This is a genomic window from Streptococcus sp. 959 (assembly GCF_013277075.1).
Lineage (GTDB): Bacteria > Bacillota > Bacilli > Lactobacillales > Streptococcaceae > Streptococcus > Streptococcus pseudopneumoniae_C.
In genome coordinates, this window is sequence record NZ_VMMF01000010.1 from 80,617 (window position 1) to 94,502 (window position 13,886).

15 protein-coding genes are annotated in these 13,886 nt (G+C 40.4%); 9 read left to right on the forward strand and 6 right to left on the reverse strand.

Features of this window, described 5'->3' with window-relative positions:
• Positions 1-91: 91 nt before the first annotated feature.
• The 7 genes from HT717_RS09890 (at position 92) to HT717_RS03620 (ending at position 6,987) form a co-directional block, all read left to right on the forward strand.
• The gene (locus tag HT717_RS09890; protein WP_001107588.1) at positions 92-778 is read left to right on the forward strand and encodes a helix-turn-helix transcriptional regulator; all 687 of its coding nucleotides are present in this window, start codon (positions 92-94) and stop codon (positions 776-778) included.
• 394 nt (positions 779-1,172) lie between these two features.
• Positions 1,173-2,177 (forward strand): virulence RhuM family protein, encoded by a 1,005-nt coding sequence (locus tag HT717_RS03595; protein WP_001004340.1) that lies wholly within the window; start codon positions 1,173-1,175, stop codon positions 2,175-2,177.
• A gap of 194 nt (positions 2,178-2,371) precedes the next feature.
• On the forward strand, positions 2,372-3,538 hold the full coding sequence (locus tag HT717_RS03600) for a site-specific integrase (protein ID WP_000704666.1): 1,167 nt from the start codon (positions 2,372-2,374) through the stop codon (positions 3,536-3,538).
• A 160-nt stretch (positions 3,539-3,698) separates the two neighbouring features.
• Positions 3,699-4,643 carry a magnesium transporter CorA family protein gene (locus HT717_RS03605; RefSeq protein WP_000815623.1) on the forward strand — a complete coding sequence of 315 codons (945 nt, stop codon included), beginning with the start codon at positions 3,699-3,701 and terminating at the stop codon, positions 4,641-4,643.
• A gap of 11 nt (positions 4,644-4,654) precedes the next feature.
• Entirely contained in the window at positions 4,655-5,332 is a 678-nt protein-coding gene (locus HT717_RS03610) for a DUF1129 domain-containing protein (protein ID WP_049539615.1), read from the forward strand.
• A 251-nt stretch (positions 5,333-5,583) separates the two neighbouring features.
• Entirely contained in the window at positions 5,584-6,618 is a 1,035-nt protein-coding gene (locus HT717_RS03615) for an LD-carboxypeptidase (RefSeq protein ID WP_173304426.1), read from the forward strand.
• A 105-nt stretch (positions 6,619-6,723) separates the two neighbouring features.
• Entirely contained in the window at positions 6,724-6,987 is a 264-nt protein-coding gene (locus tag HT717_RS03620) for a SemiSWEET family transporter (protein WP_000166114.1), read from the forward strand.
• A gap of 84 nt (positions 6,988-7,071) precedes the next feature.
• On the opposite strand, the gene HT717_RS03625 is transcribed toward HT717_RS03620, so the two are convergent.
• The 3 genes from HT717_RS03625 to mutL form a co-directional block, all read right to left on the reverse strand.
• Positions 7,072-7,635, reverse strand: a complete 564-nt coding sequence (locus tag HT717_RS03625; protein ID WP_173304413.1) for a DNA-3-methyladenine glycosylase I — start codon at positions 7,633-7,635, stop codon at positions 7,072-7,074.
• 9 nt (positions 7,636-7,644) lie between these two features.
• Positions 7,645-8,238, reverse strand: coding sequence for a Holliday junction branch migration protein RuvA (ruvA, locus tag HT717_RS03630; protein WP_173304415.1), 594 nt, complete (start codon positions 8,236-8,238; stop codon positions 7,645-7,647).
• A gap of 128 nt (positions 8,239-8,366) precedes the next feature.
• A complete protein-coding gene (gene mutL / locus HT717_RS03635) occupies positions 8,367-10,316 on the reverse strand; it encodes a DNA mismatch repair endonuclease MutL (RefSeq protein WP_173304417.1) in 1,950 nt (649 codons plus the stop codon).
• Between the two features lie 205 nt (positions 10,317-10,521).
• Here mutL and HT717_RS03640 point away from each other — a divergent pair, with 205 nt between their 5' ends.
• Both HT717_RS03640 and HT717_RS03645 read left to right on the forward strand, forming a co-directional pair.
• Entirely contained in the window at positions 10,522-10,962 is a 441-nt protein-coding gene (locus HT717_RS03640) for a LytTR family DNA-binding domain-containing protein (RefSeq protein ID WP_061088498.1), read from the forward strand.
• On the forward strand, positions 10,959-11,417 hold the full coding sequence (locus tag HT717_RS03645) for a DUF3021 domain-containing protein (RefSeq protein WP_061088499.1): 459 nt from the start codon (positions 10,959-10,961) through the stop codon (positions 11,415-11,417). Before HT717_RS03640 ends, HT717_RS03645 begins: the two co-directional genes overlap by 4 nt.
• 36 nt (positions 11,418-11,453) lie before the next feature.
• On the opposite strand, the gene nrdI is transcribed toward HT717_RS03645, so the two are convergent.
• The 3 genes from nrdI to HT717_RS03660 form a co-directional block, all read right to left on the reverse strand.
• Complete coding sequence (gene nrdI, locus HT717_RS03650; protein ID WP_033685594.1) at positions 11,454-11,918, reverse strand: class Ib ribonucleoside-diphosphate reductase assembly flavoprotein NrdI; 465 nt, start codon at positions 11,916-11,918, stop codon at positions 11,454-11,456.
• 77 nt (positions 11,919-11,995) lie between these two features.
• Positions 11,996-12,529, reverse strand: a complete 534-nt coding sequence (locus tag HT717_RS03655) for a hypothetical protein (RefSeq protein ID WP_060805931.1) — start codon at positions 12,527-12,529, stop codon at positions 11,996-11,998.
• Between the two features lie 60 nt (positions 12,530-12,589).
• Complete coding sequence (locus HT717_RS03660; RefSeq protein WP_173304419.1) at positions 12,590-13,876, reverse strand: response regulator transcription factor; 1,287 nt, start codon at positions 13,874-13,876, stop codon at positions 12,590-12,592.
• Between the last annotated feature and the right edge of the window lie 10 nt (positions 13,877-13,886).

Here is a 13,886-nt window from a genome sequence, read left to right on the forward strand (position 1 = left end):
ACTATGTCAATAGTTTTTTAGAAAAATATTATTTTTTTCGTACTACGTCTATGTATTTGTGCTATAATTAAGAAAAAGGAGATGATTTAACATGGCAAAAAATAGCCCTCAAGATTTAAAAAATAGAGAGTTTTTTTCTGAAAATCTTAATAGAATTATGAAAGAAAAAAATATAAGGCAAGTAGATTTACATAACGCTCTTGGTATTCCTAAAAGCACTTTGACAGGATATGTAAAAGGTCGTTCAATGCCAACTGCTGGAAATCTTCAAAAACTTGCTGATTTTTTGCATGTAAAAAAATCAGATTTAGACCCTCGTTTTCTCCACAACAATTTAGATGAAATTGCTAGACACGAACTATCAGAGTTTTATAAAAAACTTATAGAAGACGGGATTGACGATATATTGACTCGTTTTATTATGACAGAATTGAATGATATTTATTTCAATCCTAACAAACAATATCCTTCTAACTCTTTCAGAGACAAAGAGCAATTTTTAATTCATTTTTCTCAAAACAGCGTTGCGGTAAAAGAAAAATGGTTAAATGTTAAGGAAGTCAACTATTATGTATTGGATAGATTAAAACGTAACATTTCACAAGCATTCAAAGAAACGCAAGTGATATTAAATAACAATATAAATAATAACAATGAATATATTATCCACGGACTAGATCCCCAAAAAATTCCGGACTTATCAAAAAAATTAACAGAGCTTGAAGGTGAAATACTGGAAAGAATTCAAAATCTAGAATTATCTCATTCAGACGCTTAAGGTTAATCTCAGCCCCTCTTTTGCTAAACGAATACCCCCTTTTTCATGGTCTATTGTGCAAAAACAGGGGAAATTGAAGAATAGAAAGCCAATTTTACAGACTAAATCGCAAAAATGGGCAAAATTGACAAATAGCAACAAAAAAAGACAAGCTAGCTACTGCCAACTTGTCTGATAGTACCTAACTGAAAATAAGCGAAAGGTTAGGTATTTACAACATTATTATACAACTCTTGCACTTAAAAAGCGACTTACACCATATCCACGCGCCACAATGTTCAACAATCCTGAAGCGCGTGGATTCTCGAGCTTCAAGCCCATATAAGCCCCATATCTACTAATTTTGTTGATGTCAACAAAAGTCAACTACTCACAATGTTTTAGAAAGGATCTCATGAACGAATTACAATTTTTAATCTATACCGCTGACAACGATAGCGAGACAGCTAGTGTCATCATCAAAGGCGAAACTATCTGGGCTAGTCAGAAAGAAATGGCTAGACTTTTCGATGTCGGTGTTCCTGCAATTAGTAAGCACTTAAAAAATATCTTTGAAGAGGGAGAATTAGAAGAAAGGGTGGTTGTTTCCAAAATGGAAATAACCACAAAACACGGTGCAATTGCTGATAAAACCCAAACTAAGAATGTCAGCTACTACAACCTTGATGCCATCATTTCCGTTGGTTACCGTGTCAATTCCCAAAAAGCTACGAGATTTAGACAGTGGGCTACTTCGGTACTTCGTGAGTACATGATAAAAGGGTTCGCCATGGATGACAACCGTCTGAAACAAGGCGAAAACTTGCTGGAAAAAGACTATTTCCGTGAGCTGTTGGAGCGCGTGCGCTCTATCCGGGCTAGTGAACGCCGTATATGGTTACAGATTACAGATATCTTTGCTGAAATCTCTATCGACTATGACCCACAAAGTACGTTGACTAAGCAATTCTATGCTGATGTACAGAATAAGTTTCATTATGCAATCACTGGCCAAACTGCTGCGGAAATTATCTACACGAAAGCAGACCACACAAAAGACAACATGGGACTTACAACATGGAAAAACTCCCCTAACGGTCGCATACTGCAAGCAGATACCCAAATAGCAAAGAATTACCTTTCAGAAACAGAAATCCGTTCCCTTGAAAGAGGAATATCTAGCTATTTTGATTACCTGGAAAGACAGATAGAACAGCGAAAAGCTCAGACAATGCAACAACTAGCCCAAAGCATTGACCGCTTTTTGACTTTCCAAGAATACGATATTTTAGAAGGTCATGGAAAAATCACTTCCAAGGTTGCGAAAGATAAAGCAAAAGCAGAATACCAACTATTCAACAAAACTCAAAAGATAAACTCGGACTTTGAAAAAACTTTAAAACAGCTAACTGACGATTAAAAACTTTAAACATAGGCCTGTTTACTATAAACAAGCCCATATTAGCCCCATATCCGCCTTGTTTCCAACTCTGGTATTATTTACCGTCTGACTATTTAAAATCGAATACAGGGCAAACTATGAAGCCCTAGCATGATATAAAACCTTTTTGATAATGGCTTGCCTGCTGATGTATTTTAGAAAGGTTTATCATCATGAAAATAACTGAAGTTATAAAAAAAGACGGTAGTAAAGTCTATCGTGCTAATGTATATCTAGGAGTTGACCAGGTAACAGGAAAGAAAGTTAAAACTAAGGTAACAGGGCGGACACAAAAGGAAGTTAAGCAGAAAGCTACTCAAGAAAAAATTGCTTTTCAGAAAGCAGGGTCTACTAGACAAAAGGCTAGCACCATAAAAAACTATCAAGAATTAGCCAATCTCTGGTTAGAAAGTTATAAGAATACGGTTAAGCCAAACACTCAAGGCAATGTTAGAAAGTTAATTGATAATCATATACTGCCTATTTTCGGGGCTTACAAGCTCGATAAGCTCACTACTCCACTTATCCAGTCAATTATCAACGAACTTGCTGACAAGACTAATAGAGGGGAAAAAGGGGCTTTTCTACATTATGACAAGATACACGCTTTAAACAAACGTATCTTACAGTATGGCGTAACCATGCAGGCTATACCGTCCAATCCTGCGCGTGATGTTGTTTTACCTCGTAACACTCAGAAAGCAAAGCGGAAAAAAGTAAAGCACTTTGAAAATCAAGAACTAAAAAAATTTCTTGGTTATCTCGATAATTTAGATACTCATAGATACCGTTATTACTATGAGACGATGCTCTATAAGTTCCTATTGGCTACTGGTTGCCGTATCAATGAAGCTTTAGCCCTTTCCTGGTCTGATATTGACTTAGATAATGCCGTTGTGCATATTACCAAAACACTAAATCGGGATTTAGAAATCAATAGCCCAAAGTCAAAGTCTAGTTATCGGGATATAGATATAGATCAAGCGACTGTTAGCATGCTGAAGCAGTACAAACTACGCCAAACTAAAGAGGCTTGGAAGATAGGACAACGTGAAAGTGTAGTATTTTCTGATTTCATTCATGAGTATCCTAGCAGTTCAAGACTTAAAAGAAGATTGCAAACACATTTTAAGCGTGCTGATGTTCCTAACATTGGCTTTCATGGATTCCGTCACACTCACGCTAGTCTCTTGCTTAACTCTGGAATACCATACAAGGAACTCCAGTACCGCCTAGGTCATTCCACTTTATCAATGACCATGGATATATATAGCCACCTCTCAAAAGAGAACGCAAAAAAAGCAGTATCATTCTACGAAACTGCACTAAAAGCACTATAGGGGGAGCAAAAAGGGGAGCAAATTTAAAAATCAACATTTCAAGACAAAGTAAAAATCCAATAGCAACAGGATTTTTGTTAGATTTATTTTGAAAAAGGCCGATTTTGTAGTATAATAGTACGGTGTGAAAAAATCTGAAAAATGAGAAAGGATAAGGGATATGAAACAAGTTTTTCTCTCTACAACAACTGAATTTAAAGAGATCGATACGCTTGAACCGGGTACTTGGATCAATCTCGTCAATCCGACTCAAAATGAATCACTCGAAATCGCTAACGCCTTCGACATTGATATTGCTGACCTTCGAGCACCGCTCGATGCGGAAGAAATGTCTCGTATTACCATTGAAGACGAGTATACCCTGATTATCGTAGACGTGCCGGTCACAGAGGAAAGAAATAACCGCACCTACTACGTAACTATTCCGCTTGGTATTATCATCACCGAGGAAACCATTATCACTACGTGTTTGGAACCATTACCAGTCCTTGATGTCTTTATCAACCGTCGCTTGCGTAATTTCTACACCTTCATGCGTTCACGTTTTATCTTCCAGATTCTTTATCGCAATGCAGAGCTCTACCTAACAGCCCTTCGTTCAATTGACCGTAAGAGTGAACAAATTGAAAGTCAACTGCATCAATCAACTCGTAATGAAGAATTGATCGAACTCATGGAATTGGAAAAAACCATCGTCTATTTCAAGGCCTCACTCAAAACAAATGAGCGCGTGATTAAGAAATTGACCAGCTCAACTAGCAATATCAAGAAATACCTTGAGGACGAAGACCTGCTTGAAGATACCCTGATTGAAACCCAACAGGCCATCGAGATGGCAGACATTTATGGAAACGTCTTGCATTCTATGACAGAGACCTTTGCCTCTATCATTTCCAACAACCAGAACAACATCATGAAAACCTTGGCCCTTGTGACCATCGTCATGTCCATCCCAACCATGGTCTTCTCTGCCTACGGGATGAACTTTAAGGATAATGAAATCCCCCTAAACGGCGAGCCAAATGCCTTCTGGTTAATCGTCTTTATCGCCTTTGCTATGAGTGTCTCGCTCACTCTCTATCTCATCCATAAAAAATGGTTCTAAGAGGAGTTCCTATGTCTCAGATTGATCTACAAAAATTAACCAAGAAAAACCAAGAGTTTGTCCACATCGCTACCCAACAATTCATCAAAGATGGAAAAACAGACGCTGAAATCAAGGCTATTTTTGAGGAAGTTATTCCCCAAATCCTTGAAGAGCAAGCCAAGGGTACGACTGCTCGTTCCCTCTACGGCGCACCGACCCACTGGGCTCATAGCTTCACTGTCAAGGAGCAATATGAAAAAGAGCATCCAAAAGAAAATGATGATCCAAAACTCATGATTATGGACTCAGCCCTTTTCATCACTAGCCTCTTTGCCCTCGTCAGTGCACTCACAACCTTCTTTGCGGCAGATCAAGCTTTCGGCTATGGATTGATTACCCTCCTCTTAGTTGGACTGGTTGGTGGATTTGCCTTCTACTTGATGTACTACTTTGTTTACCAATACTATGGACCAGATATGGACCGCAGTCAACGTCCACCTTTCTGGAAATCTGTACTAGTTATCCTAGCATCTATGTTCCTTTGGTTGCTTGTCTTCTTTGCAACAAGCTTCCTACCAGCTAGCCTTAACCCAGTACTTGCTCCAGTGCCACTGGCTATTATCGGAGCAGTCCTCCTAGCCCTTCGCTTCTATCTCAAGAAACGCTTGAACATCCGCAGCGCAAGTGCAGGACCAACACGTTATTAAGAATAAGAAAACGATAAAAGCAACTGCAGGCGCGGTTGCTTTTTTACTACTTTCTTGATTTAAAAGCATTCTTCTGACATCCCACATAGCTTTCTCTTATCCTTTGTGATAAAATAGGCTCATACTCAATGAAAATCAAAGAGCAAACTAGGAAGCTAGCCGCAGGCTGTACTTGAGTACGGCAAGGCAAAGCTAACGTGGTTTGAATTTGATTTTCGAAGAGTATCAATCTATTTCTAGGAGGATGAGATATAATTTCTACTATTGGTATTGTTAGTTTATCTAGTGGCATTATCGGAGAGGACTTTGTCAAACACGAAGTGGACTTGGGTGTCCAACGTCTCAAGGACCTGGGACTCAATCCTATCTTTTTGCCCCATTCGCTAAATGGATTAGACTTTATCAAGGACCATCCTGAAGCGCGTGCAGAGGATTTGATTCATGCCTTTTCTGATGATAGCATCGATATGATTCTATGTGCCATCGGTGGAGACGATACCTATCGCTTACTACCTTATCTTTTTGAAAATGACCAACTCCAAAACGTTATCAAACAAAAAATATTTCTTGGTTTCTCGGATACAACCATGAACCATCTCATGTTGCATAAACTAGGAATCAAAACTTTTTATGGTCAATCCTTTTTAGCAGACATTTGTGAACTAGACAAAGAAATGCTAGCCTATAGCCTTCACTACTTTAAAGAATTGATTGAGACAGGAAAAATCTCAGAAATCCGCCCTAGCAATGTTTGGTATGAGGAACGAACTGATTTTAGCTCCAAAGCTCTGGGGGCACCTCGTGTCAGTCATGCAAATACTGGTTTTGACTTGTTACAAGGAAATACCCGGTTCGAGGGAAAAATCCTCGGTGGTTGCCTCGAATCCCTCTACGATATCTTTGACAACTCTCGATATACAGATAGCACAGAGTTCTGCCAAAAATACAAACTTTTCCCTGACTTGTCAGACTGGGAAGGAAAGATCCTCTTGCTAGAGACAAGCGAAGAAAAGCCTGAACCAGAAGACTTCAAAAAGATGTTGCGGACTTTAAAAAACACTGGGATATTCGAGGTCATCAGTGGACTCCTGGTCGGAAAACCTATAGATGAAACTTTCTATGACGACTATAAAGAGGCGCTATTGGATATCATTGACAGCAATATCCCTATTGTCTATAATCTGAATGTTGGCCACGCAACTCCAAGAGCAATTGTACCTTTTGGGGTCCATGCTCATGTAGATGCACAGGAGCAAGTCATTCGCTTTGACTATAACAAAAAATAAATAGTTTCTCTATTTTTGTGCTTTTGTATTCGTTTTCGTTACAATTTGTATCTGAATTTATTGCATTTCGCTAATTTCTATGATATCCTTTTGAAGGAGGTGTATATGACAAAACAAAAAATTAATCGAATCGTAGGTTCTATTGGTGCCTTTATTGGAATTATAGTATTTATTGCCTACATACCTCAAATTATCGCTAATTTACAGGGAAATAAAGCTCAACCATTTCAACCTTTATCAGCTGCTATATCTTGCTTAATCTGGGTTATTTATGGATGGACAAAGGAACCTAAGAAGGATTGGATACTAATCATTCCAAATTCAGCTGGTGTTATTTTAGGTGGAATCACTTTTTTGACTTCACTCTAACAAATCTAATAGTATATATAAAAAGCTGGGAAAAATTTCTCAGCTTTTTTCTATATTCTCAGATATTCTAGTTACCTATACTCACTAATTGCTGCTTTTCCACTCACAATCATTCTCATGGTCATCAACTAGCCCTGCAGCCTGTAGAAAAGACAAGACGGCGACTGGGCCTGTGAACTTGAAGCCTCGTTTTTTGAGATCTTTGGCTAACTCCTCAGACAGAGGTGTTTTAGCTGGGGCTTGGCGGTAATCGGGAACATCATTAACGATCGTTTTCCCCTCAACAAAAGACCAAAGATAGACATCAAAAGAGCCATAGTCTTCCTGTAGTCGTAGAAAGGCTTGGGCGTTAGCGCGTGTAGCAAAAATTTTCGCTCTATTTCGAATGATGGCTGGATTCTCCAGCAAGTCTTCCAATTCAGTATCGGTCATCTCTGCGACTGCGTGAATTTGATAGCCATGAAAGGCTTCTCGGAAAGCTTGACGTTTGTTGAGCACCGTTTCCCAAGACAGGCCTGCCTGATAGGTTTCCATACACAATAACTCAAACAATGATTGGTCATCATGGAGGGGTTGGCCCCACTCCTCATCATGATAGCCGATATAGACAGGATTGGTCATCTTGACCCACGAACAACGTTTTGTCATGCTCTGCTCCTATTTGACCAACATTTTAAGGGCTGACTTGATATAGTTCTCAGCTGTATCTGTTGTTCCTTCAAAGAATTTCTTGATTTTCTTAAGCTCGGTTGCTTTGTAGCCCAGTGCCAACATCGCCTCCATAGCTTCTTCCAGTTCTTGGTTTTCAGCGCTGGTTTGCACTGCCACCTTGGCAGGAAGGTTATCTCCTGCAACTACTACCTTGCCTTCCAAGTCCAGCACCATCTGCTGGGCTGTTTTCTTGCCAATTTTAGGAAACTTGGTCAAGTAGGTAATATTCTTGGTTTCGATGGCTTGAACCAGGCCAGCATTGTCATCGGCAGCAATAATAGCAAGAGCTGATACAGGACCAATCCCAGAAACCGAAATCAGACTGAGAAAGAGTTTCTTCTCGTCCTCTGATCGAAATCCATAAAGCAGATGGGCGTCCTCACGCACCACCTGATGCACATAAATTTGAGCTTCTTGGTTAACTTGCCCTGAGTAAGCATAGGGATTGGCCACATGCAGGATATAACCGATACCGTTGACTTCAAGAACAATGTATTTAGCAGTGATTTTGGTAATGATTCCTTTTAGATATTCGTACATAGTTTTCCTTTTATGCTCAATGAAAATCAAAAGCAAACTAGAAAGCTAGCCACAGATTTCTCAAAGCACAGCTTTGATATTGCAGATAGAGCTGATCTGGTTTGAAGAGATTTTCAAAGAGTATTCGTTTAATATTTCCCCAACTCACGGAGGCTAGTATGATTTTCCTGAATGCGTCGGAACATTTTTTCCATATCCGACTTGGTGAAATGCACCAAAACAGGACGTCCGTGGGGACAGTTGTAGGGATTGTCACATTGAGAAAGCTGATAGAGGAGCTGTCTGGCTGAATGGTCATCGATACGATGGTTGGCCTTGATAGACCGTTTGCAGGACATCATGATAGCCAGCTCTGCTCGGTATTTCTTGATAGAAACTTCCTTGGTCAAAAGGAGCATGTCGCACATTTCATAGATACCTGACTCAATCTCCTCCTCTGCCATCCAAATAGGATGTTCACGCAGAATAAATTGATTTTCTCCGTACTCTGCTAGAAAGACACCCACTTCCTCCAAAAGAGGCATTCTTTCCTTGAGACGAAGAGCATCATCCGCAGGAAATTCAAAGATGTAGGGCACTAGCAATTGCTGCTGGCTCTGGTCAACATTGCCAATGCTTTCACGGTACTCCTCGTACTTAACCCGTTCCTGCGCCGCGTGCTGGTCTATGATGTAAAGTCCATCTCTACCTTGGGCAAAGAGATAGGTTCCATGCATTTGCCCAAAAAATTCCAACTCTGGGAAGCTTGATGATTCTTCTCGTTCTAGCTTGTCATAGACCTTATCCAGACTAGCTAAATCTAACTCAGGATGGTCTAATTGGTCATAATTAGTAGGCTTTCTCTCTGCAAAATGCAGTTTTGCTGGCTTGGTCAATTGGTTCAAGGTTTCCTTGGCAAACAAAGTCAAGTCTTGAACTTCCTCAGTTAATTCTACCTGATAATCAGCCACCTCGGCTTGACTAGGTCTTGACAGCTCACTTTTCTCATAGTAGAGCGTATTTTCTTTGAGTGGGAGAATAGTTTGCTCCACCTTCTCACGATTGCGCACGGTCGATTTGGCAAGATTTTCCAAGGCATCTGGTATCAAGGTTTGTTCCTTGAGACTGTTTGCAATAGCTTCTGAAACCAGCGTCATCAGTTCTTTTTCCTTAGAAATCCGCACCTCTTGCTTGGTCGGATGCACATTGACATCCGCTAGATAAGGGTCGATATGGATGTGAATGACAGCCAGTGGAAAGCGACCCACCATGAGCTTGCTGCCGTAACCATCTAAAATAGCACGATTAAGCAGGAAGTTCTTGATATAACGGCCATTGATGAAGAGGCTGATATAGTTGCGATTAGCCCGAGTTAACTCAGGCAGAGACACAAAACCTGAAATTTCGAAATCTAGGTCAGAGTTCTCAATTTCAATCATCTTCTTGGCACTCGCCAAACCATAAATTCCTGCGATAGCTTGGCGCAGTTGACCAGTCCCTGCTGTCCGCGTCATTTCCTTGCCATCACTAATCAAACTAAAAGAAATCTCAGGATGGGCCAAGCCCAGACGGTTGACGATATCAATGATATGAGACAACTCTGCTTGCTGGCTCTTCATATACTTGAGGCGGGCAGGCGTGTTGAAAAAGAGGTCCTCCACACAAACCTTGGTCCCCACAGGACTAGTCGCTGGGATGACTTCCTCAACTTCTCCTCCACGCGCTACTAGCTTAGTCCCATGACTTGCACCATCCACCGCCGTCAACAGAGTCAGTACACTAACAGAAGCGATAGAAGGCAGAGCTTCACCACGAAAACCAAGTGTCCGAATTCGAAAGAGATCTGACTGATTTTTTATCTTACTGGTCGCATGACGACGCAGAGCCAGCTCTACCTCATCATGGGCAATTCCATGACCATTATCTGTGATCTGAATTTTCTTGAGACCAGCTTCCTCAATCTCAATGATAATCTGGCTAGAACCAGCATCAATGGCATTTTCTACCAACTCTTTAACCACGCTGGCAGGACGTTCGATAACCTCTCCTGCCGCGATCTGGTTTGCCAGCACCTCTGGTAATTCAATAATATGAGACATTTTTCAGCCCCTTTCTGTATCTATTTTCCTAGAAATTGATTAGTGCTATTATACCATATTTCAGATAGGACAGAAAAGCTCCACCACATAGGATACAAATCCCTCCACATCGACAAAGTCCCTTGCCAGGTGTCGTAAAATAGTGTTTAATAAAGGTGTACAAGAAGTGATCACAATTTTGTATGAAAAACAAGGAGAGAAATTTATGAAAGTAGAACTACAGATTAGTGAAACTTACGAAGAGGAAAAGCTGATTGTTCAAGCACCTCAGCCGACAGATAAAGTCCAGAAAGTCATCGAGTTCGCAGAAAATCTGGATCTAACAGAAAAAATCAAAGGTAAAATCGATAATCAGGTCTATCTCGTTAAGATTGGCAAGATTCAACGCTTCTATATCGAAAATCGGAAGGTTCTAGCAGAAACCGCGAGTCAGACCTACAACATTGATTTGCGACTCTATCAGGTCCTTGAAATTCTGCCAACCAATTTTATCCAAATTTCCCAATCAGAAATCATCAATATCGATTCCATCTCTCACCTCAAGCTGACCCCCAACGGTCTGGTAGAAATCTTTCTCAAAAACCAAAGCTTCACCTACTCTTCACGCCGTTACCTAAAAACCATCAAGGAGAAATTAGAACTATGAAAAAACAAATCTTCCACGACGCAGCTACTGGTGTCCTCATCGGTCTCATCCTCTCTATCATCTTTTCACTCATTTATGCACCAAGTACCTACGCCCCGTTAAGTCCCGACTCTCTCATCGGACAAATGATGACTCAACATCAAGTTCACGGTGCCTTGGTCTTGCTCTACTGCACACTTATCTGGGCAGCCATCGGTATTCTCTTCAACTTTGGTAAACGATTATTCAGCCGTGACTGGAGCATGCTTCGTGCGACTCTGACTCATTTTTTCCTCATGCTAGTAGGCTTTGTCCCACTAGCAACTCTGGCAGGTTGGTTCCCCTTCCACTGGAATTTCTACCTCCAGCTCATTATCGAGTTTGCGATTGTCTACCTCATCATTTGGACTATTTCCTATAAAAGAGCATCAAAAAAAGTAGACCATATCAATCAACTCTTGGAGCATAGAAAATAGGAACTACCTAGGATAAATAAAAAGCCAAGCCGAAGCTCAACTTTCCAACTCATACAAATCTGCAATAATTGCTGCGACACGTTTGATATCTCCCAGCATGCCTCGCATTTCAAAGTCAGCCAAGACAGGGAAACCAAAGCGTTGACTGTATTGCTTGGCTGTCAGGCAGTATTGGTTATTAAAGTTACGATTTCCTGAACCAACCACACCAAAACACTTACTAGCATTGTCACCATAGGCGATAAAATCCCCCACTGGTGTCGTCAAAATCTCGACATCTCCATTATCCACGCCATTCCCACCTTCGAGGTAGGTCGGCAAAAAAGCGACATAGGGATGGTCCATTTCATAGAAATCTTGGCCTTCTTTGACCAAATCCTTGATATGAATCTTTTGAACCTCAATTCCCTCGTACTGGGACAAGAGATAGTCTTTCAAGCGTGTCACAAAACTCTCAGTGTTGCCGCTCAAACTGATATAAACTAAAGAAATTATCTTCATATGTACCTCCATGATTTTATCTATAATCGAAAAATAACTACCAAGATTGTAACTTGATAGCTCTTTTTTGTCAATACTTAAGCAACTTCTTCTGTTTCCTCTTCTTCAGCCAAGGCTTTCTGTTGTCGCCACATCTTATAGAAGACAAGAGCTAGGAAGAGAATATTAATGACGATATAGAAAATGCTGACAGCTTTTGAACCAATACTCATTGTCAAACGCATGGTCTCATCTTGAACCAACTGCACAGCGTCCTGTAAACCAACATAGCCATAAATCGAACCGATAATAGCTAACAAAACATAGCCAACGTAAGTATAGTTTGCATATTGCAAATTCTTACGAATAAGGAAGACAATCGCTACGACCACTAAAATAGCAGATAGCACAATCAAGGCCATATTAAAAATAGAATGATACGCTTCTGCTACTCCATAGTTGTAATTAAGCTGGTCTTCTAATTGCTGAGCACTGACCCCTGCAACTTGTTTCTGAGCGGCACGAAGAGCTTCTTTGCTAGGCAAGGGACTCAACATTCCAAACAGAGACATAGCTGAAATAAGAGCAGACAAGATTAGCAAGACCCATAGATAAATCGGTTTCTTTTTCATGATAGAACCTCCTGATATTATTATTTATATTATAGCACCTTTTGTAAGGGAATACAAGTCTTATAGTATCGTTTCTACCTGTTTTCGGTAGGCTTTTGGTGATTTTCCGCACAATTTTCGGAACACTTTATAGAAATATCCAACATTACTGTAACCAACAGCATAACAAATATCTTCGATACTGTCACTAGTTGAAAGCAAGAGCTGCTGGGCAGCCTTAATGCGTTGTTTGTTTAGTAATTCTGCGAAGGTCGAATTGGTTTCTCGCTTAATCAACTGACCTAGATAGACAGGATTGATAAAGAGATCTTTACTGATATCCTTGAGGGAAAGTTCTTTCTGATAATCACGCCCAATGACTTCCAGCACACTGACCACATTTTCATTCATACGATATTGCCCAAAGAATCGAGTCAGAGTTTCCTTGATATAAGGAACCAATTCATCGAAGGATTGAATAGCATGAATGGTTTTGACGATATTCGTCATATCATCAGCTTTGAGATGTTCAAATAAGTGGAAAACATCCATGACAAACTGGATAAAAAGCTGTTTGGTAATCGGAACACGCGGCGTATTTTCAAGAACCACCTTCTCCAAGAGGTTTAACTCTTCCACGATTTGATTGAGATTCCCCTGAATGATAACCCTATAAATCGGTTCGTAATAGGCAAAGAGACTCTGAGACTGTTGTAGATTTACAGAGCCGTAAAAGAGGGCTTTCTCAGCATTCAACTTCCAGCGTTCAAAGTGTTCTTGATAAGGAGCTTCAAAGGGAGTAACGACTAAACCATCTAGGGGTTGTTCAGAAATGAAAATCTGCCAGTCTTGACCCAAGACATAGTAGGGAATGGTGAAGGAACCTTGCTTTTCCTTGGATAGACCTATCCACCAATTCTCCTTACCTCCTAGATAACTAACAAATCCAGCCTCATCTAAATCTTGACTAAGGGTCTGACTTTTCTTTCCTCTCTCGCCGAGCTGACCTGCAATCTTCTCCAGCAGATTTCCCAACTCTACCTTATCAACAGGCTTAACCAAATAGTCCACCACACTAAGGTTCATTGCTCTTTTGACATAATCAAACTCCTGATAACCTGAAAGCAGGATATAGGCAGCATCTGGTAAGATTTCTTTCATCTCCCGAATCATATCAAGCCCTGTTTTGTCGGGCATATTGACATCGGAAATGACCACATCAACAGGATTTTCCTGCACATATTCGAGGGCTTCATCAGCATGACTGGCTGTTGAGACGACCTCCATATCCCACTTATCAAAGGGAATCAAACGTTTCAGACCTTCTGTCACCATGTACTCATCATCTACTAATAATACTTTATACATTTTCTCCCTT

Bases quoted from the DNA above. Each gene is read 5' to 3' on its own strand.
- HT717_RS09890 (WP_001107588.1), top strand. From the start codon at position 92: ATGGCAAAAAATAGCCCTCAAGATTTAAAAAATAGAGAGTTTTTTTCT.
- HT717_RS03595 (WP_001004340.1), top strand. From the start codon at position 1,173: ATGAACGAATTACAATTTTTAATCTATACCGCTGACAACGATAGCGAG.
- HT717_RS03600 (WP_000704666.1), top strand. From the start codon at position 2,372: ATGAAAATAACTGAAGTTATAAAAAAAGACGGTAGTAAAGTCTATCGT.
- HT717_RS03605 (WP_000815623.1), top strand. From the start codon at position 3,699: ATGAAACAAGTTTTTCTCTCTACAACAACTGAATTTAAAGAGATCGAT.
- HT717_RS03610 (WP_049539615.1), top strand. From the start codon at position 4,655: ATGTCTCAGATTGATCTACAAAAATTAACCAAGAAAAACCAAGAGTTT.
- HT717_RS03620 (WP_000166114.1), top strand. From the start codon at position 6,724: ATGACAAAACAAAAAATTAATCGAATCGTAGGTTCTATTGGTGCCTTT.
- HT717_RS03625 (WP_173304413.1), bottom strand. From the start codon at position 7,635: ATGACAAAACGTTGTTCGTGGGTCAAGATGACCAATCCTGTCTATATC.
- ruvA (WP_173304415.1), bottom strand. From the start codon at position 8,238: ATGTACGAATATCTAAAAGGAATCATTACCAAAATCACTGCTAAATAC.
- mutL (WP_173304417.1), bottom strand. From the start codon at position 10,316: ATGTCTCATATTATTGAATTACCAGAGGTGCTGGCAAACCAGATCGCG.
- HT717_RS03640 (WP_061088498.1), top strand. From the start codon at position 10,522: ATGAAAGTAGAACTACAGATTAGTGAAACTTACGAAGAGGAAAAGCTG.
- HT717_RS03645 (WP_061088499.1), top strand. From the start codon at position 10,959: ATGAAAAAACAAATCTTCCACGACGCAGCTACTGGTGTCCTCATCGGT.
- nrdI (WP_033685594.1), bottom strand. From the start codon at position 11,918: ATGAAGATAATTTCTTTAGTTTATATCAGTTTGAGCGGCAACACTGAG.
- HT717_RS03655 (WP_060805931.1), bottom strand. From the start codon at position 12,529: ATGAAAAAGAAACCGATTTATCTATGGGTCTTGCTAATCTTGTCTGCT.
- HT717_RS03660 (WP_173304419.1), bottom strand. From the start codon at position 13,876: ATGTATAAAGTATTATTAGTAGATGATGAGTACATGGTGACAGAAGGT.